Here is a 22,860-nt window from a genome sequence, read left to right on the forward strand (position 1 = left end):
GTGCCGGACCCTGCAACCCCAGCGTGTAAGCCACCCGGCCCGACGCCACACTCGACGTCGTGCCCGTCAACCCGAACCCGGCGGCACCCGCACCCGCCTCACCCAACCGCGGACCGTACTCCTGGGCCATGACACCGGCGAACACCCCGGTCTGGGTGCCGCGCAGGGAGTCCGGGGCGATTCGGGCCCGCTCCAGGGACTCCCAGCACACTTCGAGGAAGGCGCGCTGCTGTGGGTCCATCGCCTGTGCCTCACGCGGCGAGATCCCGAACAGTTCGGCGTCGAAGTCCGCGGCGCCTTCGAGGAAGCCTCCGCTGCGTACGTAGGTGGTGCCTATGTGGGCGGGGTCGGGGTCGTAGAGGCCGTCGAGGTCCCAGCCACGGTCGGCCGGGAAACCCGAGATCACATCACGCTGCTGGGCGACGACCTGCCACAGCGCCTCGGGCGAGTCCACCCCGCCCGGAAAACGGCAGCCGATTCCGACGATCACGACGGGGTCGTCCTGATCGGCACGGGCCTCGAGGGCCGCCTTCTCACGCGGCGCTTCGGCCAGCAGCGCGGCCAGCTCGGCGGGGCTGGGGTGGTCGTACACCACCGTGGTGGGCAGCTTGCGCCCGGTGGCGGTGACGAGCCGGTTGCGTAACTCGACGACCATGGCCGAGTCGATGCCCAGCTCCTTGAACGTCCGCCGTGGTTCGATCTCGGCGGCGGAGTCGTGGCCGAGAACGGCGGCGGTGTGCGCCCGTACGAACTCCAGGGCGGCCGGGCCGGTCAGCGAGCGGTTCGGCTCGGCCTCGTGTCCGTCCTCCGTGTCCTGCGGGAGTGCCGCGGCCTGCGGCGTCGGTGCGGTGCCGGCCGACGGCAAGCCCCGGGCGACGTCAGTCTGCCCGGAGATCCAGTGACGGCGCCGCTGGAAGGCGTACGTCGGCAGCTCGGCGCGGGCGGTGCCGGCGGGCAGGACGGCGGACCAGTCCACCTCCGCGCCATGGCAGAACGCCTCGCCGAACGCGAGCAGCAGCCGTTGCCCTCCACCCTCCTCGCGGCGCAGCGTGCCCAGCGCGGCAACCGGCACGTCCGCGGCCTCCGCGGTCTGCTGGACGGCGAGCGCCAGAACGGGGTGCGGGCTCATCTCGATGAACAGCTCGCGCCCCGCGTCGAGCAGTGCCCTGACGACGGGCTCGAACCGCACGGGTTCGCGCAGGTTGCGATACCAGTAGTCGACGTCCAGCTCGGAACCGTCCAGCGCTGTGGCGGTCACGGTGGAGTGCAGCGGCACGCTCCCGCTGCGCGGCGCGATCCCGGCGAGGTCGGCCGACAGCGTGTCGCGTACGGCGTCGACGTGCGGGCTGTGCGAGGCGTACGCGACCGGGACGCGCCGGGTACGGACGTCCTCGCCGTACTGCGCGGCCAGTGCGTCCAGGGCGGCTCCGTCACCGGCCACCACGGTCATGCCTGGCGAGTTGACGGCGGCCACGCTCAACCGCGGGTGTGCGGCGAGGTCTTCGCGTACCCGGTCGGCGGGCAGCGACACCGTGAGCATGCCGCCGCCGCGGCCGGCCAGCGCGCCGAGGGCGGCGCTTCGTACGGCGATCAGCCGGGCCGCGTCGTCCAGGGTCAGGGCGCCGCTGACGGTGGCGGCGGCGATCTCGCCCTGTGAGTGGCCGACGACCGCGGCCGGTTCGACACCTGCCGACCGCCACAGTGCGGCCAGCCCGACCATCACGGCCCACAGGGCGGGTTGCACGACGTCGTCGCGATCGAGAGCGGGCGCGCCGGGGCGTCCGCGCAGCACATCGGTCAGGGACCAGTCGCGATACGGGCGCAGCGCGCGCTCGCAGTCCTCGATGACCTGGGCGAAGACGGGGGCGCTGTCGAGGAGTTCCGCTGCCATGCCGGCCCACTGCGAGCCCTGGCCGGGGAAGACGAACACCGCTTCGCGGACGGCCTGGTGGGTGCTGCCCTCGACCGCGGCCTGGGTGCCCCGGGCGTCGGCGACCGCGTCAAGAGCGGTCAGCAGCTCGTTCCGGTCGGCGCCGGCCAGAACCGCCCGGTGGGTGAAGGCGGTGCGGTCGTGAGCCAGGGCCCGGGCGATCTCGGCGGCACCGAGATCCTGGTGTGCGGCGAGGTGTTCACGCAGACGGGCCGCCTGGGCGCGCAGCGCCTTTTCACCGCGTCCGGACAGCACCCAGGCGACAGAATTGTATTCGCCCGATTCTTTTGACTTCTCTGGCTTGTTCGCGACGGTCACGGCGGCGTCGCCGTCCGGCCACTCGCTGAGCACCAGATGACAGTTGGTGCCCCCCATTCCGACCGATGTCACACCCGCGACGAGTGGCCCGTCGGGATTCGGCCACGGCCCGGATTCCGTGACCGCGGCGAGCCGTAGATCGGCGAAAGGTATCTGTGGATTGGGGGTACGGTAGTTCAAGGTCGGGACGAGTTCCCGCTCTTTGAGACAGAGAATCGTCTTGACGAGTCCCGCTATGCCTGAGGCCCCTTCGAGGTGGCCGATGTTCGTCTTGACGGAGCCGATCCTGAGCGGGTTCTCCGGAGTGTGGGAAGAGGCGAAAACAGCGCCCAGAGCTGAAGCTTCCACGGGGTCGCCGACCCGGGTGCCCGATCCGTGGATTTCGACGTACTGCGCTTGTTCCAGCGGTATGCGCGCGTTTTCCCAGGCGTCGCGGATGACGCGTTCCTGGGCCTGTCCGTTCGGGGTCGGAAGCGTGTCGCTCGCGCCGTCGTTTCCGATGGCACCACCGTGCAGCAGACAGTGGATGCGGTCCCCGTCGGCTATGGCCCGGCTAAGAAGTTTCAGCGCCACCACACCGCCACCCTCACCCCGGACATAGCCGTTCGCCCGGGCGTCGAGCGCGAAACATCGGCTGTCGGGCGAGAGGCTGCCGAAGGACTCCAGGGCGTGGGTGCTCTCCGGTGCGAGGTTGAGGTTGACGCCGCCGGCCAGCGCCACGACGGACTCGCCGCGGCGCAGGCTCTCGCAGGCCAGATGCACCGTGACCAGCGACGACGACTGAGCGGTGTCGACCACCATGCTGGGGCCCCGCAGGCCGAGGACGTAGGAGACCCGGTTGGCGATGATGCCGCGGTGCAACCCGGTCACGGTGTGCGCGGAGGTGGCGCCGGGGCCGGCCGCGTGGGTGAGGGTCGTGTAGTCGTCGGCGATCGCGCCGACGAAGACACCGGTGGCGGTGCCGGCGAGCGTGGCCGGGACGATGCCGGCGTCCTCCAGCGCCTCCCAGGCGAGCTCGAGTACGAGCCGCTGTTGCGGGTCCATCGCGGCGGCTTCGCGCGGGGATATGCCGAAGAACTCTGCATCGAAGGTGTCGACATGGGGCAGAAAACCGCCGGGGCGCGGAGCCCCATCGCCTAAGGAGGCAAGATGCGCGCGATCCGCGGGCGGCTCCGTTATGGCGTCGCGGCCGTTCCTCAGCAGGTCCCAGAATTCGGTAAGTCTTTCCCCACCGGGAAAGCGGCAGGAAAGGCCTACGACGGCAACTGTACGATCATCGATCTGATCGGGTCTCCGCTGTGGCCGCTCATTCCGGACCGGCTGTTTCCGCTTTTTCGCCGCACCGCCTGATGGGCTTCGTAACGCGCTGTCTGATGGTGGTGCTGCCGCCTCAATCCGGGCATGGCGGATCATGATTTTCTTGCTCCCCCCGTGAAGCACAATCAACTGGCGTCGCCGACTCGGCGGTCCAGCCTGATTCCCATTGGACCCTAGCACCGAGTCGATGCGCCGTAAACCAATGATCACGGAATGGAGTTGGATAGCAAACGAATATGGCGGATAATTGAGGGGGTCGGCGTCGCTCGTAATCGACGCGTCAACCAGGTGAAACAGCGTGGACGTGCGCTGGCCGGCCCCCCATGGCCTCATCGGTCCACCAGACAGGCCGTGGCCTCGTCACCGGGAGGCGGCCGGGACGTTGATGTCGGCTGTCGGCTCCTCCGCGGCCTTCGCCGCCGGCTGCGCCTTGGTGAGGGTGCAGACGCCGTCCGCACACTGGCGCTCCAGACGGCCACGCGAGATGGTCTGCGCCAGGCCGACCATCCAGCAGGTGGGGCAGCCGCGGAAGGCGATCAGGGCCAGCGGGGCCGCCAGCAGGGTGGCCGGGCCGGCGACGGGTACCAGGGCGATCGAGCCGATGATCAGCCCGAAGCCGATGGCGCCGCGCGCCAGATGGCGCGGGACGGACTTGCTGGCGAAGTTCATCTCGGGCGCCGCGGGTTGTGCGGCCGCCCCCGCTTTCACGCCCTGTGCGGGCTTCACGGTGCTCACAGTCGTGGGCCTCCTCCGGCTTGTCGGTCGATGGCTTGATCGGGTGTGCGGTCGGTCACTTCCAGTGAGTGACGCAGTGCTGCGCGCGCTCTGTGCAGCCGCGATTTCATCGCGGCGGTGCTCAGGCCGAGCGAATTGGCGACGGTCTTGCCGGGCAGGCCCTGTATGTCCCGCATGATCAGGATCTGCCGCTGGTCACGGGGAAGGGCGCTGACCGCGGCCGCGATCCGCTCCACCTCCAGCCTGTGCAGCACCGCGTCCTCGGCGGACGGTTCCGCCGACGCCTCCGGTTCGGCCGACGCCTCGTTGCGCCGCGAGACGAGCAGCCGTACCTGCCGGAGGCATTCGTTGCGCACGATCCGGAACATCCATGAGGCGAGCGCGCCAGTGGCCCGCAAGGTACCGATCTTCCGGTAGAGGATGATCAGCGCCTCCTGCGCCGCGTCCTCCGCGTCCTGCGGCGAGGCGCACAGCGAAATGGCGAACTTGCGCACATGAGGCTGTGATTCCATGACGACGGCTGTGAGCGAAGTGACGTCGCCATCCTGAGCGGCCTTGATCAGCCGCTCGTCCGGCCATGGGAAGCGTTGATTCATGTGCTACTCATACCCGCAATGCACCCCGCGCGCAGAGCGCTGGTCAGCTTCGGCTCTTGTAGCGCCGCATCAGGTGCCAGCTGCACGCTCCCACGAGCAGGGCTCCGATCACTACGAAGACAGTGACCATCATCGATGTTCCTCCCGGTACTGCCGGCGCCTTCGGCCGGTACACGGATAAGAGGCGGGGAGGTCCGCAGAGGATTCGCCTCCGGCCGAAGTTTTTTCTCTGATCCGTGCGGGGCATACTCGCGCAGCCGCCGCTCGCGGTTCCGCAGCACCCCGGAAACGGCGGCGCGCCGCCGTTTCGGCCGGCTTCCTCAGCCACGGCCACGCCCGAGGGATCCGGGCCGGCGTCAGTCGGGGGCGGTCCGTCGCACCGGATCGTCCGGATCGTGACGTGGGTCGGGCGTACCTCGCCCCGCGGCCGATGTGCGTGGGGGGTCCGCGGGGCGAGGGTCCTGGAACGGGAAGTGGGGCGAGCTCTGCGGCTGCGAGATCTCTGTGAGCGTCGTACAGGCTGTGTTGTGCCTCGTCCGTGCCGTTTGCCGCCGGGAGCCTGGCTGTTCGCAGGCTCCCGGCCGACCGTACAGGCTTCCTCAGCAGCTGTAGTCGATCAGGTCGAACGACTCGTAGTGGTCTGCGGTGTAGTAGTCCTCCTGATGCTCCTCGCCGGTGACGATGCGGCGGGCGCCGCGGTCGGAGGAGCCGGGCGTGATCACGGTGTACTCGTGATAGTAGCCAGTGGACTGGCTGGGCAGGATGCCTTCCCGGTTCTGGAAGACGGTGCCGTCCTGTTCGTAGGGGAAGGGGCCGCCCTGCTCGATCAGTTCGAGCGTGTCGTACGCCTGCGAGGGCAGGTCGTTGTAGCAGATGCTGCCGACCGCGGCGGCCGCCGGGGTTGCGGTGACGGTGCCGCCGACGAGAAGGGCGGACAGGACGGCGGCTGCGGCGCCGATGCGGGTGATTCGTGGGGGGAATTTCATGCCCTCATGATGACGCGCGTAGATCATGGCATGTCAATGACAAACGCTGGGATTTTTACCGTCACGTCCCATGAGTTTTCCGCGAGTTAACTTCGGAACCACCCGACGAGATCGCCCACGCCACCCAAGTGGGCAGCCGTATCAGCAGCTGCCGATCATCCGTGCTTCCGGCTCTCGGCGACTGCGAACAGCGCGAACGACAGGACCAGCAGCGCGACGCTCGCGTAGATCTCGTAGCCGTCGAGGAAGCCGACCCGTTGCACGAGGCCCACGTCCCAGTCGGTGAACTCGTGCACCAGGCCCCCGACGCCCTGGACCAGAGAGAGAAACCCGAGAACCTCCAGCACCTGCTTCATATGAGGATCCTCGCCCCGCGGACCCCCCACGCCCATCGGCCGCGGGGCGAGGTATGTCCGACCGAAGTCGCGCGTCTGTACGGAGGCGGCGCGTCGAAAGTCTTCGGTGGTGCGACTTTGGTCGGTGATCGTGTGCATCGTGCGGTGGAGGTGGCCGTCGATGCGTAGATTTGTCGACCGTGAGTGGCAATGAGCGGGCGCCGGTGTCGGGGGCAGGTCCAGGGGCGGGGCTGACGCCGGAGCCGGGGCCGCTGCCCGGGCGGCGCTGGCTGCCCTCGGCAGTCGCCGTCGAGATCGACCCCGACCGGGTGGCGCGCGTCGGCAGGACGGGTCGGCCCCGGCGTACCGGCCGGGACTGGGTCGTCGACTTCGCCGCCTTCCTGCTGGCCGTCGTCGTCGGCCTGCTCACGGCGGACTCCCTGTCCCACACCGACCTCCCCTACTCACTGGAGGTCGCCGACCAGTGGATCGGCGCGTTCGCCTGTGCAGCGGTCTGGCTGCGCCGCCGTTGGCCGTTCGGCCTCGCTGCGGTCATGGTTCCCCTCAGCTTCCTCTCGGCCACGTCGGGTGGAGTGGGCCTGGTCGCGCTGTTCACGCTCGCTGTGCACCGGCCTTTCAAGTACGTCGCCTGGGTCGGCGGCGTCAACGCCGTGCTGCTTCCGCTCTTGTTCTGGTTGCGGCCCGAGCCCGATCTCGACTACGTCCCGTCGGTGCTCCTCGGGCTGGTGCTCACCGCCGCGGTCATGGGCTGGGGCATGTTCGTCCGCTCCCGCCGTCAGCTGCTGCTGAGCCTGCGCGATCGCGCCCGGCGGGCGGAGACGGAGGCCGTGCTTCGGGCCGAGCAGGCGCAGCGGCTGGCCCGGGAGGCGATCGCACGCGAGATGCACGATGTGCTGGCGCATCGGCTGACGTTGCTGAGCGTGCACGCCGGGGCGTTGGAGTTCCGGCCGGATGCGCCTCGGGAGGAAGTGACTCGGGCCGCCGGAGTGATTCGGGAGAGTGCGCACGAGGCGTTGCAGGACCTGCGGGAGATCATCGGGGTGCTGCGGACCGGGGCCGGCGCGGGGACCGGGGCCGGGGAGTCGGGCGAGCCCGGGAGGCCGCAGCCGACTCTCGGGGCGCTGGAGGCACTCGTCTCCGAGTCTCGTGAGGCCGGGATGAAGGTGAGCCTCGACAACCGTGTTGCCGATGCCGCTTCCGTTCCCGCCTCTGTCGGACGAACCGCGTATCGGATCGCGCAGGAAGGGCTGACCAACGCACGCAAGCACGCGCCCGGGGCGGAGGTGACGGTTTCCGTTTCGGGGGCGGCGGGAGCCGGCCTCACCGTGTCCGTACGCAATCCGGCTCCGCCGGGGGAGGTCCCGCTCGTTCCCGGGTCCGGGCAGGGACTGATCGGGCTGACCGAGCGGGCGATGCTGGCGGGGGGACGGCTTTCGCATGGGCCGTTGAGAGACGGGGGCTTCGAGGTCCTGGCGTACCTGCCATGGGCTTCCGGCAGTTAGGGGCACCCAGTTCGTGATTACGTGGAGCCCATGACTCCGATCCGCCTCCTTCTCGTCGATGACGACCCGCTGGTCCGCGCCGGCCTGGCCCTCATGATGGGAGGTTCCGATGATCTCGAGGTCGTGGGCGAGGCCGCCGACGGGGACGAGGTGGAGGAGCTTGTCGAGCGGACCCGCCCCGACGTGGTGCTCATGGACATCCGCATGCCGGCCGTGGACGGACTCGCCGCCACGGAACGGCTCAGGGGGCGCAAGGACGCACCGCAGGTCGTCGTACTGACCACCTTTCACGCCGACGAACAGGTGCTGCGAGCGTTGCGCGCAGGCGCGGCGGGCTTCGTCCTCAAGGACACTCCGCCGGCCGAGATCCTCGAGGCCGTACGACGGGTCGCGGCCGGCGACCCCGTCCTGTCGCCCACGGTCACCCGGCAGCTCATGGAGCACGCCGCGGGCGGCGGCCCGGACACACGGCGCGCGACCGCCCGTACCCGCATGGCCGCGCTCAACGACCGCGAACGCGAGGTCGCCGTCGCGGTCGGCCAGGGCCGGTCGAATGCCGAGATCGCGCGCCAGTTGTTCATGAGCGTGGCCACCGTCAAGACACACGTGTCCCGCATCCTCGCCAAGCTGGACCTCAACAACCGTGTGCAGATCGCCCTGTTGACATACGACGCGGGGCTCCTGGAGGGCGACGGGCACTAAGCGCTCCGCGGGAAGTGCAGTACGAAGGGTGCGGGCCGTCTGTGGCTGGTCGCGCCCACGCGGCGGAGCCGCATATCGGCACTGCCCCGCGCCCCTTACGGGGCGCGGTACCGCACCGGACTTAACCAAGGCCGCTCAGCTCAGTCCTGGCCGCCCGGGATCTCCGCCACGGACACCAACCGGCGTTCGAGCCGGGACAGTTCGCACGCCTCGGCGATCCGCAGCGCGTGCAGCGCCTCGCGCCCGTCGCACGGGTTGGCCCGTTCCCCGCGCACGACCTCCACGAAGGCGTGCAGCTCCGCCTCGTACGCGGCCCCGAAGCGCTCCAGGAACCCGGTCCACGGCTTGGAGGCGGCCGGCGGCCCGGTCGGCTCCGTGGAGGCGATCGGCGTACGGTCGTCCAGGCCGACCCCGACCTGGTCCAGCTCACCGGCCAGTTCCATGCGTACGTCGTATCCGGCGCCGTTCATCCGGGTCGACGTCGCCGTGGCGAGCGTGCCGTCGTCCAGGGTGAGGACGGCCGCGGCCGTGTCGATGTCGTTCGCCTCGCGGAACATCGCGGGCCCGGCGTCCGAGCCCATCGCGTACACCTCGGTGACCTCACGGCCCGTCACCCACCGCAGGATGTCGAAGTCGTGCACCAGACAGTCCCGGTACAGGCCGCCGGAGAGCGGCAGATACGCGGCCGGGGGCGGCGTCTGGTCGGACGTCATCGCCCGAACGGTGTGCAGCCGTCCGAGCCGGCCCGAGCGCACTGCCTCACGCGCGGCCGTGTAGCCGGCGTCGAAGCGGCGCTGGAAGCCCAGCTGGAGGACCGTTCCGGCCGCCTCGACCTCGGCGAGCGCCGTCAGCGTGCCCGGCAGGTCGAGGGCGATGGGCTTCTCGCAGAACACCGGGAGGCCGGCGCGTGCTGCCCGACCGATCAGTTCGGCGTGGGCCGACGTGGCGGCCGTGATGACCACGGCGTCCACACCCCAGGTGAAGATCTCGTCCACAGTGGGCGCCGCCGTGGCGCCCAGGCGGTCCGCGAGCTCACGAGCCCGGGCGGTGTCCGCGTCCGTGACGATGAGGGAGCCGTTGACCTCGCGGTGACGGCTGAGGGCGGTCGCGTGGAATGTGCCGATACGGCCCGTTCCGATGAGTCCGATGCGCATGGGAACAAACTGAGGTCGGAACCCGCCGCCTGTCAACTGTTTGTCCTGACAATCGAACTTCACAACTTCCCGTCATCATTCACCAGAGCTACGCTCGCCCCGTGGCCAAACCAGAAGTGGATCCGACCGTGACGCTCCAGCTCAGCGTCGACCGGAGCAGCCCGGTGCCGCTGTACTTCCAGTTGTCCCAGCAACTCGAGGCGGCGATCGAGCACGGCGCGCTGACCCCGGGCAGCCTGCTCGGCAACGAGATCGAGCTCGCCGCGCGGCTCGGCCTGTCCCGGCCGACGGTCCGCCAGGCCATCCAGTCGCTCGTCGACAAGGGCCTCCTCGTACGCCGCCGAGGCGTCGGCACCCAGGTCGTGCACAGCCAGGTCAAGCGCCCGCTGGAACTCAGCAGCCTCTACGACGACCTGGAGGCGGCCGGTCAGCGCCCGGCGACCCGGGTCCTCGTCAACACCGTCGTCCCGGCGTCGGCCGAGATAGCGGCCGCCCTGGCGGTGGCCGAGGGCAGCGACGTACACCGGGTGGAGAGGCTGCGCCTGGCCCACGGCGAGCCGATGGCGTACCTCTGCAACTACCTGCCGCCAGGACTGTTCGACCTGGACAGCTCACAGCTGGAGGCCACCGGTCTGTACCGGCTGATGCGGGCCGCGGGCATCACCCTGCACAGCGCCCGCCAGTCCGTCGGAGCCCGCGCCGCCACCCTCGTGGAAGCCGAACGCCTCAGCGAACCCGAGGGCGCCCCTCTCCTCACCATGCAACGCACCACGTTCGACGACACGGGCAGGGCAGTGGAGTACGGCACGCACACGTACCGCGCGTCGCGCTACTCGTTCGAGTTCCAGCTGCTGGTACGCCCTTGAGCGCCCCTTTCCCGCAGGCGACACGGGGACGCGCCCCGTAGGGGCGCGGGGAACTGCGCGACAAGCCACGACGCGCCAGTACGCGACAAACGACCCGCAGTCCCCCAGGCGCCCCAAGCGAAGCAAAGGGGCCCCATGTGCAAGCCGGCGCCAGCGTGATGTGCAAGCCAGCGCCGGCGTGCGGCAGAATCGGCGCGATGAGCACCTACCGCGACCTAGCCCTCGCACACCGCGGCTCCGCACGGGCCACCGTCCTGCGGACCGTCGGCACGCGTGAGCGCCGATCGCATCTGACGGCTCCCCGCGTGCCCACCGTCGGCATCGACATCGGCGGTACGAAGGTGATGGCGGGCGTCGTCGACGCGGACGGCAACATCCTCGAGAAGGTCCGCACCGAGACGCCCGACAAGTCCAAGAGCCCCAAGGTCGTCGAGGACACCATCGTCGAGCTGGTCCTGGACCTCTCCGACCGGCACGACGTGCACGCCGTCGGCATAGGAGCGGCAGGCTGGGTCGACGCCGACCGCAACCGCGTCCTGTTCGCCCCCCACCTGTCGTGGCGCAACGAGCCTCTCCGGGACCGCATCTCCGGGCGCCTCGCCGTCCCCGTCCTGGTCGACAACGACGCCAACTCCGCCGCCTGGGCCGAATGGCGCTTCGGCGCGGGCCGCGGCGAGGACCACCTGGTGATGATCACGCTGGGCACCGGCATCGGTGGCGCGATCCTGGAGGACGGGCAGGTCAAGCGCGGCAAGTTCGGCGTGGCGGGCGAGTTCGGCCATATGCAGGTCGTGCCCGGCGGCCACCGCTGCCCCTGCGGCAACCGCGGCTGCTGGGAGCAGTACAGCTCCGGCAACGCGCTGGTGCGCGAGGCCCGCGAACTCGCCGCCGCCGACTCCCCGGTGGCGTACGGCATCATCGAGCACGTCAAGGGCAACATCGCCGAGATCACGGGCCCGATGATCACCGAGCTGGCCCGTGAGGGCGACGCGATGTGTGTCGAGCTGCTCCAGGACATCGGGCAGTGGCTCGGCGTCGGCATCGCGAACCTGGCGGCCGCGCTCGACCCCTCCTGCTTTGTGATCGGCGGCGGTGTCTCGGCGGCCGACGACCTGCTGATCGGCCCCGCGCGCGACGCCTTCCGGCGCCATCTGACCGGCCGCGGCTACCGCCCCGAGGCCCGCATCGCCCGCGCCCAGCTCGGCCCCGAGGCCGGCATGGTCGGCGCCGCCGACCTCGCCCGGCTCGTCGCCCGCCGCTTCCGCCGCGCCAATCGGCGCCGGGTGGAGCGCTATGAGCGGTACGAGCGGTATGTGCAGTCGCGCCGTACGACGCAGGGGTCGCTGTGACGGCCGCCTCGCTGCCTCACCAGGCGCCGTCGCCGGACGACCCACGCCCGCCCGAGGCCCGCAGCCACATGATCCGCCGCCGCGCGCTGACGCTGCTGATCATCGTGCTGCTCATCGGCGTCCCGGCCGGCTATCTGGTGATCTCCGCCAACCAGAGCCGCGACAGCGGCAGGACCAAGGAAGAGAAGTACGCCGCGAGGGGCCTCACCCCGGACTGGCCCTCGCGCGTCCAGCGCCGCCTCTACCATGTGCCGATCCCGCGGGCCTCGGACAGGGTCGCGTACTACGAGACGAACAACTGGAAGACCAGCCGTCTGTACGCCCAGTTCCTCACCAGCGACGACGGCCTCGACACCTTCCTCAAAAACATCGGCACCAGCCGTGCCGCCCTGGAGAAGGACGACCTTCCCATCAGCGCCCGCCACCAGAAGATCGTCCGCTGGGACTTCACGGGCCCCGGTCCCTGGTCGGGCCTCAGGCGTGAGCGGAACAACCCGACACCCACGCTGGACATCGTCGTGAACTGGTCGAAGCCCGGCCATCCCATGGTGTACGTGGTCTCCAGAACGACGCCCTGATCCTCCCGGCTTCGCCGCCGATCCCGATTGTCAGACCCGGCCCGTAGAGTCGAAGACGAGTGATCCGACTGGTCCGAGATGTGTGGTCCGACTGGTCCGAGACCTGTGATCCGAGCAGTCCGACCGGGGCGAGGGAGGTGGCCGGGAGCATGAGTGCGGGGGTGGTCGAGGGGCGCGCGGGAGAAGCCGCGCAGACCGCGGTGCCGGTTCGGCTCGCTGCCGTCTTTCTGCCGGCCGGCCTGCCGCGGGACGGGCGGATCGCCTTCTGGGACCCGGACACCGGGACGCTGCCGGACGGTGAGCACACCGAGCTCACGGTCGTACGGCGGCACGGCACCGGAGTCAGGCGCGGCACGGCGCCCGCGCTGACCCTCGCGGTCGCCGAGGCGCTGCCCTTGCTCGTACGGGCGAGGCGGGACCCCGCGGCACATCCCGCCACGGCGTGCTGGGGCGCCGCCGCGCTGCACGCGCTGCGGCTCGTCGCGCGCGGGCGCCTGCTGCCCGGCCTGACGCCGGAAGGCCACGACGCGTGGCGCGCCGGGCCGCTGGATCCGGCCGACATCGCCCACCTGCGGGCGGTGGCCGCGGCCCTTCCTTACGAGGGACATGCCGTACCGCTGCCCGGCCGCAGCCCACTGAAGTTGCCCGACCCGGAAGCGCTGATGCGTGCCTTCCTGGACGCCGTCGCCGACACACTGCCGCGCACCGAGGCCGCGCCGTACGCCGTCGGGAAACCCTTCGCCGCGCGCGAGCCCCAGCGGCTGCCGGGCGCCCAGGACTGGGCGGCGGAGGTCGCCGCGGGCATGGACGCGGGCGTACGGATCTCGCTGCGCCTCGACCTGTCCGCGTACGACCTCTTCGACGACAGCGACGACGGCGAGGCCGTGCGGCGGGCGGGCGCGGCCGTCGTCCAGGTGCACAGCCTCGCCGATCCGACCCTCGTCGTCGACGCCGCGGCCCTGTGGGCGGGCGACGCCGACGCGACGTTCGGGCCACGTGCGCGCGTGGACGCCGCCCTTGCCGTGCGGCGTGCGGCCCGCGTCTGGCCGCCCCTGGACCGGCTGTCCGCGCAGGACGTACCGGACGTACTCGCGCTGTCCGAGGACGAGTTGTCCGATCTGCTCGGTGTCGCGGCGACCCGCCTCGGTGCGGCGGGGGTCGCGGTGCACTGGCCCAGGGACCTCGCGCAGGACTTGAGCGCGGCGGCGGTGGTGCGTCCCGCGCCCGGTTCGGCCACGGACGGCACCGGGTTCTTCGAGAGTGAGGAACTGCTCCAGTTCCGCTGGCAGTTGGCGCTCGGCGGCGATCCGCTCACCGAGGCCGAGATGGACACGCTGGCCGAGGCGCACCGGCCGGTTGTACGGCTGCGGGACCAGTGGGTGCTCGTCGATCCGGCCCTCGTCCGCAAGGCCCGCAAGCGTGAACTGGGCCTGCTCGACCCGGTCGACGCCCTTTCCGCCGCGCTCACCGGCAGCGCGGAGGTCGACGGCGAGACGGTCGAGGCGGTGCCCGTCGGCGCGCTGGCTGCGCTGCGCGACCGGCTGACGGCGGGCGTGCGGCCCGCCGAGCCACCCCCCGGCCTGACGGCGCGGCTGCGGGACTACCAACTGCGCGGGCTGGCCTGGCTCGACCTCATGACCTCGCTCGGCCTCGGCGGCTGCCTCGCCGACGACATGGGGCTCGGCAAGACCGTCACCGTCATCGCCCTCCACCTGAAGAGGGCGCGTGGCGAGCCGACCCTCGTCGTCTGCCCCGCCTCGCTGCTCGGCAACTGGCAGCGGGAGATCAACCGGTTCGCCCCGGGCGTCCCCGTCCGCCGCTTCCACGGACCGGACCGCACCCTGGAGGACCTGGACGGCGGTTTCGTCCTCACCACGTACGGGACGATGCGGTCGGGGGCGCCCCGGCTCGCCCAGCAGCGGTGGGGCATGGTCGTCGCGGACGAGGCGCAGCACGTCAAGAATCCGTACTCGGCGACCGCGAAGGCACTGCGGACGATCCCCGCGCCGGCCCGGGTCGCTCTGAGCGGGACACCCGTGGAGAACAACCTCTCCGAGCTCTGGGCCCTGCTCGACTGGACGACTCCAGGACTGCTCGGTCCGCTGAAGTCCTTCCGCGCCCGGCACGCGCGCGCGGTGGAGACCGGTGAGGACCAGGAGGCGGTGACCCGCCTGGCCCGCCTGATCCGTCCCTTCCTCCTCCGCCGCAAGAAGTCCGACCCGGGCATCGTGCCCGAGCTCCCGCCCAAGACGGAGACGGACCACCCCGTCCCCCTCACCCGTGAACAGGCCTCGCTCTACGAGGCGGTGGTCCGCGAGTCGATGCTGGCGATCGAGACGACCGAGGGCATCGCCCGGCGCGGCCTGGTCCTCAAACTCCTCACCTCGCTCAAGCAGATCTGCGATCACCCGGCGCTGTATCTGCGGGAGGACGCGGGAACCACTGCGGCAGGGGGCCGCTCCACGGGCGGTTCAGCGGTCCGGACCGACGGCCCGGGCGCGGCCCGCCTCGCCGCCCGCTCCGGCAAACTCGCCCTGCTCGACGAGCTGTTGGACACGCTGCTCGCGGAGGACGGCTCGGCGATCGTCTTCACCCAGTACGTGGGGATGGCCCGGCTGATCACGTCCCACCTCGCGGCCAGGGCGGTACCGGTCGAGCTGTTGCACGGGGGCACGCCGGTGGCCGAGCGCGAGCACATGGTGGACCGCTTCCAGAGCGGAGCGACACCGGTCCTCGTCCTCTCCCTGAAGGCGGCCGGCACGGGCCTCAACCTCACGCGCGCAGGCCATGTCATCCACTTCGACCGCTGGTGGAACCCGGCCGTCGAGGAACAGGCCACCGACCGCGCCTACCGCATCGGCCAGACCCAGCCCGTCCAGGTCCACCGCCTCATCACCGAGGGCACGGTCGAGGACCGCATCGCCGAGATGCTCGAATCCAAGCGGGCCCTGGCCGACGCGATCCTGGGCTCCGGCGAGGCGTCCCTCACCGAGCTCACCGACCGCGAGCTGTCGGACTTGGTCTCGCTCCGGAGGTCTGCGTGATGTCTCCGACGGATCGGCGGGATACGGCGAGTGGGCGTCTGCCTGGCGCCCCTGACGGGGTGGACGAGCCCGCGTCGCAGGAGTCCGCTGTGCCGGGGCCGGGTACGGGGCTTTCGGGAGGGCCCGGCACGTCGGACGAGTGCCTGTCGGCGGGGGCCGGCACGTCGGCGGAGTCTGACGTGCTGGTGGAGCCCGGCACGTCGGTGGAGCCTGACCCGTTGGCGGAGCCCGGCACGTCGGCCGGTCTCAGCATGTCGGCGCAGCCTGACACGTTGGCAGGGCCTGGCACGTTGGCGGAGCCTGGTGTGCCGCACCTCAGCACGTCGGCTGGGCCCAGCACGTCGGTGGAGCCTGACGTGTTGGTGGAACCTGGCGTGTCGGCGGAGGGCGGTACGTCGGTGGAGCCTGACATGTTGGTCGAGCCTGGTGTGTCGGCGGACCCTGACGTGTTGGCGGAGCCTGACCCGTCGGCGGAGGGCGGCACGTCGGTGGGGATTGGCACGTCGGCCGAGCCGCGTCCGTCGCCGTGGCAGCCGCACGGAGCTGTTCGGACGGACCCGTCGCGCTCGTCCGGAGAGGCTCGGCCTGCCGATGTGGCCCGCCGAGCCCTCTGGGCTGCGCGGCGCGGCGAGGCCGGGGCCTCGGCGGGCGACGCGGAGGAGGGCCGCTCCGCCGCGCCTCAGGCACGACCGGCAGCACGGGGTACGGACCAGGGGGCGACCGGGACGATCGCTGACGGGCGGCGGGCGATGCCGCGGGGGCCCCGGCCGGGCGACGTGGCGCGTGAGGCTCTGCGCGGCGCGGCCGGCCGGGCCGCGGGCGCTGCGACTCGCGCGGAGGACGGGCCCGGAGTGGCGGGCGCCGAGGACGCCGTGCGCTCCGGGGAGATGTCCGAGCCGTCGGACGCCGGCCGTCCCGAAGACGGCGGGGCGTCCGGTACGCCGCGCCCCGGTGACGTGGCCCGCGAGGCACTGCGCTCCGCGCGATCCGAAGCGGGCCGGGCCCCTCGTACCTCCGCCAGGACCACTCGTACCTCCGCCAGGACCAAGGGAGTCGGTGGCCCGAGCCACCCCAGCCGCCGCGCGGCGGCTCGAGCCAAGGACCTGGCCGACCGGTTGGGCGACGCGTCCGAAGAGCCGCCGTGGCCCGACGGAGAAGCCTGGACGACGAAGCCTGACGAACCACGCGGCGCCGTGCCCGCGACCGCTGTCGGTTCCGTGGGCCGAGGCGCCCGTGTGCGACCCACCATGCCCGCGCTCGACGAGGACAGCACCATGCCGAGTGGAGCCTCCCCGGCCCGTGACAGCGACCTGCGGCGTACTTTCCCCGCGCTTCCGCCTCGGCCACCGGGTGTGGACAGGTTCGCCGGGACCTGGTGGGGCAACGCCTGGGTGAGTGCGCTGGAGGAGATGGCGTTGGACCCGGCGCGGCTTGCGCGCGGGCGGGTCTATGCGGGGGAGGGGCACGTGGACGCCGTCACCGTCACGCCCGGGCTCGTACTCGCGTATGTGCACGGGAGCCGGCCGCGGCCGTACCGGGTGCAGATCCGGATGCGTACGCTCGCCGACGACGACTGGGAGCGGTTCCTGGACGCCGCCGCCGAACGGCCGGGGCACATCGCGGCGTTGCTCGACAAGGACATGCCCCAGTCGCTCGCCCAGTGCGGAGTCGAACTGCTTCCCGGCCCCGGTGATCTCGAACCGCACTGCAGTTGCCCCGACTTCGGCCACCCCTGCAAGCACGCGGCCGCCCTGTGCTACCAGACCGCACGACTGCTGGACGAAGACCCCTTCGTCCTGCTCCTGCTGCGCGGCCGGGGCGAACGCGAACTGCTGGACGCGCTGTCGCGACGCAACGCCGCCCTGGCCGCGCGCTCGGCCCGCGGAGGCCGAGAACCCGCACTCCCCGGCGTACGAGCCCGTGACGCCCTCGCGCCCCGCACACTCCCGCCCCTGCCGGAACCGCTGCCGACGCCCGCACACCCCGAACAGCCCCCGGTCTATCCGGCGGCCCCCGGCGGCCCGGACCCCTTCGCGCTCGACCAGCTGGCCACCGACGCGGCCACCCGCGCGCACGCGCTCCTCACGACGGGACGTGACCCGGTCGCGGAGCTGACGCTCTGGCAGGACGCCGTCCGCCTCGCGGCCACCCGGCCCGGCTCCGGCCTCACCGCCACGACCCGCTCCCTCTACGCTTCCCTCGCCTCCGCCGCCGGCCGCACCCCGGCCGAGCTGGCGCGCGCGGTCGCCGCCTGGCGCCAGGGCGGACTCGAAGGGCTCGCCGTCCTCGAAGAGCCCTGGGACCCACCGGCGGGCCGTTTCGACCGTGCCCGTCCGCTCCTCCTGGCCGCCGACTTCCCCGCCTTCCGCCCCTGGCACAACCACCTCACCCACCCTCGCGGCCACATACAGCTCCGCCTCGGCCACGACGGCCTCTGGTACGCGTACGAATCGGAACCGGGCCACGACGACTGGTGGCCCCGAGGCACCCCCGACCTCGACCCGGTCGGCGCCCTCACCGGCCTGGGCTCACCGGGCGACCAATGAGCCGAAGCATGACGTCGCCTCACATGTGGCGACTCCGTGCAGGCAATGTGGACAAACCGGGCCCGTTTTCGCCGTCACAGGTGCGGAAGTTAGCGTGGAGCGGTGAGTGAGATGAAGTCCCCTGCCCTCCAGTACCGCTTCGACGGCCCGGAAGACGCCCCGGTCCTCGTTCTCGGCCCCTCGCTCGGCACCACGTGGCACATGTGGGACCGACAGGTCCCGGAGCTGATGAAGCACTGGAAGGTGTTCCGGTTCGACCTGCCGGGCCACGGCGGCGCGCCCGCGCACCCGGCCGCATCGGTCGCCGACCTCGCCGATCGGCTGCTGACGACACTCGACAGCCTCGGCGTGCAGCGCTTCGGCTACGCGGGCTGCGCGCTCGGCGGTGCCGTCGGCACCGAGCTGGCGCTGCGCCACCCCGAGCGGATCGCCTCGCTCGCCCTGATCGCCGCCTCCCCGCGTTTCGGTACGGCCGACGAGTTCCGCCAGCGCGGCGTGATCGTACGGACGAACGGCCTCGACCCCATCGCGCGGACGTCTCCGGAGCGCTGGTTCACCAGCGGGTTCGCCGCCGCCCAGCCCGCGATCACCGAGTGGGCCGTGCAGATGGTGCGCACCACCGACCCGGGCTGCTACATCGCGGCCTGCGAGGCGCTCGCCTCCTTCGACGTACGCCCCGAGCTCGGCCGCGTCGGCGTGCCCACCCTCGTCCTCGTCGGCTCCGACGACCAGGTCACGGGCCCCGCCGAGGCCCGCACACTGGTCGCCGGCATACCGGACGCCCGCCTCGCCGTCGTACCCGGCGCCTCGCACCTGGTCCCCGTGGAACAGCCCGCCGCGGTCACCGACCTCCTCGTACGGCACTTCACGAGCGCCTGGCTGCCCGCCATCGACGCGACCTCCGGCCAGATGGCGATCGTGGCGCCCCCGGTGAAGCCGGTCCTGGCGGCGGGATCGCCGGTCGCGCCCGTCGCCGAGATCGCCGCCGCCGAGCAGCCCGAGGCCCTGGGCAGGCCCGACCCGTACGACGCGGGCATCAAGGTCCGCCGTGAGGTGCTCGGCGACGCGCACGTGGACCGGGCGCTGGCCCAGGCGGACGAGTTCTCCGGGGACTTCCAGGAGCTCATCACGCGCTACGCGTGGGGCGAGATCTGGGACCGGCCGGGTCTGGACAGACGCTCGCGCAGCTGTGTCACACTCACCGCCCTGGTCGCGGGCGGCCATCTCGACGAACTCGCCTTCCACACCCGGGCCGCCCTCCGCAACGGCCTCACTCCGGCCGAGATCAAGGAAGTACTGCTCCAGGCGGCCGTCTACTGCGGCATACCGGCCGCGAACAGCGCCTTCAAAGTGGCGCAGCAGGTCATCCGCGAGGAGACCACGCCCCAGGAGTGAGCACCCGGGAGCGATGCCCCACGAATGACCAGCCGGGACTGAGACAGCTCCCGGGTCCGGGGCAGGATGGAAACCATGAAGCTCACGAAGAAGTCGCACGCCTGCATTCGGCTCGAGAAGGACGGGCGCACGCTCGTCATCGACCCCGGCGGTTTCAGCGAGGAGGACGCCGCGGCCGGCGCGGACGCGATCCTGGTCACACACGAGCATCCCGACCACTTCGACGAGGGGCGGCTCCGGGCCGGTCTCGAGGCCAACCCCGCCGCCGAGTTGTGGACTCTGAAGTCCGTCGCCGACCAGATCGCGGCGGCGTTCCCGGGCCGCGTGCACACCGTCGGCCACGGCGACACGTTCACCGCCGCGGGCTTCGACGTACAGGTCCACGGCGAACTGCACGCCGTCATCCACCCCGACATCCCGCGCATCACCAACGTCGGCTATCTCGTCGACGGCGGCCGCGTCTTCCACCCGGGCGACGCCCTCACCGTCCCCGACCAGCCGGTCGAGACGCTGATGCTCCCGGTGATGGCCCCCTGGAACAAGATCTCCGAGGTCATCGAGTACGTACGAGCGGTCAAGCCGCAGCGCGCGTACGACATCCATGACGCGCTCCTCAGCGACCTCGCGCGCCCGGTCTACGACCGTCAGATCGGCGGCCTGGGCGGTTCGGAGCATCTGCGGCTGACGCCGGGTGCCTCGGCCGAACTCTGAGCACAAGCCTCCTGCGGGTCCGTTGTCAGACCCTCCCGGTAGGTTGTGAGGCATGCGCATTGCCACCTGGAACGTGAACTCGATCACCGCCCGTCTCCCGAGGCTCCTGGCCTGGCTGGAGAGCAGCGGCACGGACGTGCTGTGCCTCCAGGAGGCGAAGACCACCGCCGAGCAGTTCCCGTCCGCCGAACTCCGCGAGCTGGGCTATGAGTCGGCGGTGCACGCGACGGGGAGGTGGAACGGCGTGGCGGTGATCTCCCGCATAGGCCTCGAGGACATCGTCAAGGGCCTGCCCGGCGACCCCGGTTACGACGGCGTCCAGGAGCCCCGAGCCGTCGCCGCGACCTGCGGCCCGGTCCGCGTCTGGTCGGTGTACGTGCCGAACGGACGCGAGGTGGACCACCCCCACTTCGCGTACAAACTCCAGTGGATCGAGGCCCTCAAGGCGGCGATCGCGGGCGACGCTGGCGGCAGCCGCCCGTTCGCGGTGCTGGGCGACTACAACGTGGCGCCGACGGACGACGACGTCCACGACATCTCCGCCTTCGAGGGCTCCACCCACGTCACCCCGGCCGAGCGCGCCGCCCTCACCGAGCTCCGCGAGGCCGGCCTCTCGGACGTGGTCCCGCGCCCCCTCAAGTACGACCACCCGTACACGTACTGGGACTACCGCCAACTCTGCTTCCCCAAGAACCGCGGCATGCGCATCGACCTGGTCTACGGCAACGAACCCTTCGCAAAGGCGGTAACGGACGCGTACGTGGACCGCGAGGAGCGCAAGGGCAAGGGAGCGTCGGACCACGCGCCGGTGGTAGTGGACTTGGACGTGTAACGGAGCGCCCTTCCCGTGTGGCGGGGCGCCCCGCAGGGGCGCGCCCCAAAGGGGCGCGGGGAACTGCGCGCCCAGCCACAACGGCCCCGCAGCCGAATGACGACCTCCCCGCGAAGCGGCGCCGCTGCAGCTACAGCAACCTCAAATCCACAGCCTCCGCCAGCGCAGCGAGCCCCGCATTGCCCGGATGCAGATGATCCCCACTGTCGTAAGCGGGCAGCATCCGGGAGGGACGCGCCGGGTCGCGCAACACCGCATCAAAGTCCAGCACCCCGTCAAACGAGGAGCTGGACCGAATCCACGCGTTCACCGCGGAGCGCTCCGCGTCGGCGGCAGCCGTACAGCGAGCCTCCCCTTCGCAGGGCACGATCGTCGCGGCCAGCACCCGCACACCACGAGCGTGCGCCCGGTCGGCGATCTCCTGGAGCCCGGCGATGACCTGGTCCGCGCTCGCGCCCCAACGGACGTCGTTGACGCCCTGGAAGACGACGGCCGTACGTGCCGACGTCTGGGCGAGGACATCACGCTCCAGGCGGTTCAGGGCGCTCACACCACCCGTGTCGGTGGAGACGCCGTCGCCCGTGTAGCGGTCGGTGACCACACGGTTCGCCGAGATGCCGTGGTTGAGGACGCCGTAGCCCGGCACCGCATCCTGGGTCCGCAGCCGCCTGGCGAGCACATCGCCCCAGCGCAGGTTCGCGTCCGGCGTCGACTTCTCGCCGTCCGTGATCGAATCCCCGAGCAGCACGACGGAACCGGGCCCGCCGCCCACGTCCACACCGGTCAGCAGCGGCCAGTTGGTGATCGTCGAGGTGTACGCGTCCGGGGTCGCGTCCGCGGCATGGTCGCCGGGCCCGCTGAGGTAGGACCGCTGGACGGCCAGGCTGTGCACGGGCGCGGCGGTCACCGTTCCCGGCAGATGGAAGCTCACGAGCAGATTGGCGTCCGCGGGCACGTCGAAGCCGAGAGGATCACTGAACTCCTGTGCCCCCGCGGGGATTTCGGTTCCGGCGGAGCCCCGGAACGCCAGCGGCACGGGAGCACTCCGCGGGCTCGCGCCGGACGCCTGGACCGCCACCGTCGCACTGCCGATCCGTACGGGGCCGGCCGCGAAGGTGTTGTCGAGCCGGATCCGTACGCGCGGTCCGCCCGCCGAGGTGTGCACCACGAGGCGCAGCGTCCGGTCCGTCCAGGGCCCGACCGCCGTGTACCCGGAGGTCGAAGTGGCCCAACTGCCCGTCCAGCCAAGGGAGTCGGCGCGCACCGACAGCGCGAACACATGCAGGTCGGCGGCACGCGGCAGCTGGACGGAGGCAACGTCCCGGCCCTCGACGAGCGGCACGGTCACGACGTACAGCCGTGCCTTTTCGACGAGCTGGCCGCCGGGGGTGTTGATGTGCGGCAGCGCCACGGCCTTCGTGGCGAGGGGCCCGCGGCGCCAGTCCGGTGCGGTCAGCCGGTACGAGGAGTGCGAGCCGTTCGCGTACCGCACCACACCCGTGCCCGTGACGGCGTCGCCGCCCGTGCCCGCGACCAGGAAGGCGAGGGCGTCGCCGCGGCCGTGCACCCGGACGGACTGGCCGTCGGCGCGCACGTTGTCCGGCCGGCCCGCCGCCCGGCCCGGCCAGCTCAGCCGGGCGCCCTGGACCGTCAGCGAGCGCCCGGGAGTCCAGCCCGCGGCGGTCAGGTCCTGCGCCGACAGGGAGCCGCCCGAGCCGTCGAAGTCCGCCGCTCCGGGCCGGGTGTCATCGCTGACCGCCGTGTTGTCGAAGAGCCGCTCCAGCGGGAGCGGCCGGACCGGGGTGGGCGGCACGGTCTCGGCGGACGCCGTCGGCACCCCCATCATCAGAAGAGCGAGAGTGATGGCCGGACCCCAGACGCGTCGGTGCACGACCGACTCCCTCCCGTATGCCGACGAGACGACAGATGCTCCGCGAAGCTAA

At 71.5% G+C, this 22,860-nt stretch carries 17 protein-coding genes; 10 read left to right on the forward strand and 7 right to left on the reverse strand.

Going from position 1 to position 22,860, the window contains the following annotated elements:
* From G5C60_RS29560 to G5C60_RS29580, 5 genes are all read right to left on the reverse strand, one after another.
* Positions 1-3,898 (reverse strand): type I polyketide synthase (locus G5C60_RS29560; RefSeq protein WP_338145966.1); only part of this gene is annotated, 3,898 nt, incomplete at its 3' end.
* A gap of 27 nt (positions 3,899-3,925) precedes the next feature.
* Positions 3,926-4,300 (reverse strand): hypothetical protein, encoded by a 375-nt coding sequence (locus G5C60_RS29565; RefSeq protein WP_165264004.1) that lies wholly within the window; start codon positions 4,298-4,300, stop codon positions 3,926-3,928.
* Positions 4,297-4,896, reverse strand: a complete 600-nt coding sequence (locus G5C60_RS29570) for an RNA polymerase sigma factor (protein ID WP_165264006.1) — start codon at positions 4,894-4,896, stop codon at positions 4,297-4,299. The genes G5C60_RS29565 and G5C60_RS29570 overlap by 4 nt, the downstream gene beginning before the upstream one ends.
* Before the next feature lie 599 nt (positions 4,897-5,495).
* Positions 5,496-5,882: a guanyl-specific ribonuclease gene (locus tag G5C60_RS29575; protein ID WP_165264007.1), complete on the reverse strand. Its 387-nt coding sequence runs from the start codon at positions 5,880-5,882 to the stop codon at positions 5,496-5,498.
* Between the two features lie 155 nt (positions 5,883-6,037).
* Positions 6,038-6,238: a hypothetical protein gene (locus G5C60_RS29580; protein ID WP_165264008.1), complete on the reverse strand. Its 201-nt coding sequence runs from the start codon at positions 6,236-6,238 to the stop codon at positions 6,038-6,040.
* A 170-nt stretch (positions 6,239-6,408) separates the two neighbouring features.
* Here G5C60_RS29580 and G5C60_RS29585 point away from each other — a divergent pair, with 170 nt between their 5' ends.
* On the forward strand, positions 6,409-7,740 hold the full coding sequence (locus G5C60_RS29585) for a sensor histidine kinase (protein WP_420907421.1): 1,332 nt from the start codon (positions 6,409-6,411) through the stop codon (positions 7,738-7,740).
* A 30-nt stretch (positions 7,741-7,770) separates the two neighbouring features.
* Positions 7,771-8,442 carry a response regulator gene (locus tag G5C60_RS29590; protein ID WP_165264009.1) on the forward strand — a complete coding sequence of 224 codons (672 nt, stop codon included), beginning with the start codon at positions 7,771-7,773 and terminating at the stop codon, positions 8,440-8,442.
* Positions 8,443-8,582: 140 nt separating this feature from the next.
* Here G5C60_RS29590 and G5C60_RS29595 read toward each other — a convergent pair whose 3' ends face one another.
* Positions 8,583-9,596, reverse strand: coding sequence for a Gfo/Idh/MocA family protein (locus tag G5C60_RS29595; RefSeq protein ID WP_165264010.1), 1,014 nt, complete (start codon positions 9,594-9,596; stop codon positions 8,583-8,585).
* 128 nt (positions 9,597-9,724) lie between these two features.
* On the opposite strand from G5C60_RS29595, the gene G5C60_RS29600 reads away from it, so the two are divergent.
* The 8 genes from G5C60_RS29600 (at position 9,725) to G5C60_RS29635 (ending at position 20,917) form a co-directional block, all read left to right on the forward strand.
* A complete protein-coding gene (locus tag G5C60_RS29600; RefSeq protein ID WP_338145968.1) occupies positions 9,725-10,462 on the forward strand; it encodes a GntR family transcriptional regulator in 738 nt (245 codons plus the stop codon).
* A gap of 197 nt (positions 10,463-10,659) precedes the next feature.
* Entirely contained in the window at positions 10,660-11,811 is a 1,152-nt protein-coding gene (locus tag G5C60_RS29605) for an ROK family glucokinase (RefSeq protein ID WP_165264011.1), read from the forward strand.
* Positions 11,808-12,389 carry a sugar kinase gene (locus tag G5C60_RS29610; protein ID WP_165264012.1) on the forward strand — a complete coding sequence of 194 codons (582 nt, stop codon included), beginning with the start codon at positions 11,808-11,810 and terminating at the stop codon, positions 12,387-12,389. The genes G5C60_RS29605 and G5C60_RS29610 overlap by 4 nt, the downstream gene beginning before the upstream one ends.
* Positions 12,390-12,538: 149 nt before the next feature.
* Positions 12,539-15,433 (forward strand): DEAD/DEAH box helicase, encoded by a 2,895-nt coding sequence (locus G5C60_RS29615; protein ID WP_165264013.1) that lies wholly within the window; start codon positions 12,539-12,541, stop codon positions 15,431-15,433.
* 593 nt (positions 15,434-16,026) lie between these two features.
* A complete protein-coding gene (locus G5C60_RS29620) occupies positions 16,027-17,979 on the forward strand; it encodes an SWIM zinc finger family protein (RefSeq protein ID WP_338145967.1) in 1,953 nt (650 codons plus the stop codon).
* A gap of 111 nt (positions 17,980-18,090) precedes the next feature.
* Positions 18,091-19,374, forward strand: coding sequence for a bifunctional 3-oxoadipate enol-lactonase/4-carboxymuconolactone decarboxylase PcaDC (pcaDC, locus tag G5C60_RS29625; protein ID WP_206440158.1), 1,284 nt, complete (start codon positions 18,091-18,093; stop codon positions 19,372-19,374).
* Positions 19,375-19,449: 75 nt separating this feature from the next.
* Positions 19,450-20,085 (forward strand): MBL fold metallo-hydrolase, encoded by a 636-nt coding sequence (locus tag G5C60_RS29630; protein ID WP_165264016.1) that lies wholly within the window; start codon positions 19,450-19,452, stop codon positions 20,083-20,085.
* A gap of 52 nt (positions 20,086-20,137) precedes the next feature.
* Entirely contained in the window at positions 20,138-20,917 is a 780-nt protein-coding gene (locus G5C60_RS29635; RefSeq protein ID WP_165264018.1) for an exodeoxyribonuclease III, read from the forward strand.
* 130 nt (positions 20,918-21,047) lie between these two features.
* On the opposite strand, the gene G5C60_RS29640 is transcribed toward G5C60_RS29635, so the two are convergent.
* Positions 21,048-22,763 (reverse strand): SGNH/GDSL hydrolase family protein, encoded by a 1,716-nt coding sequence (locus G5C60_RS29640; RefSeq protein ID WP_165264029.1) that lies wholly within the window; start codon positions 22,761-22,763, stop codon positions 21,048-21,050.
* Between the last annotated feature and the right edge of the window lie 97 nt (positions 22,764-22,860).

Origin of the sequence: Streptomyces scabichelini, from assembly GCF_011045015.1 — a bacterium.
Taxonomy (GTDB): domain Bacteria; phylum Actinomycetota; class Actinomycetes; order Streptomycetales; family Streptomycetaceae; genus Streptomyces; species Streptomyces scabichelini.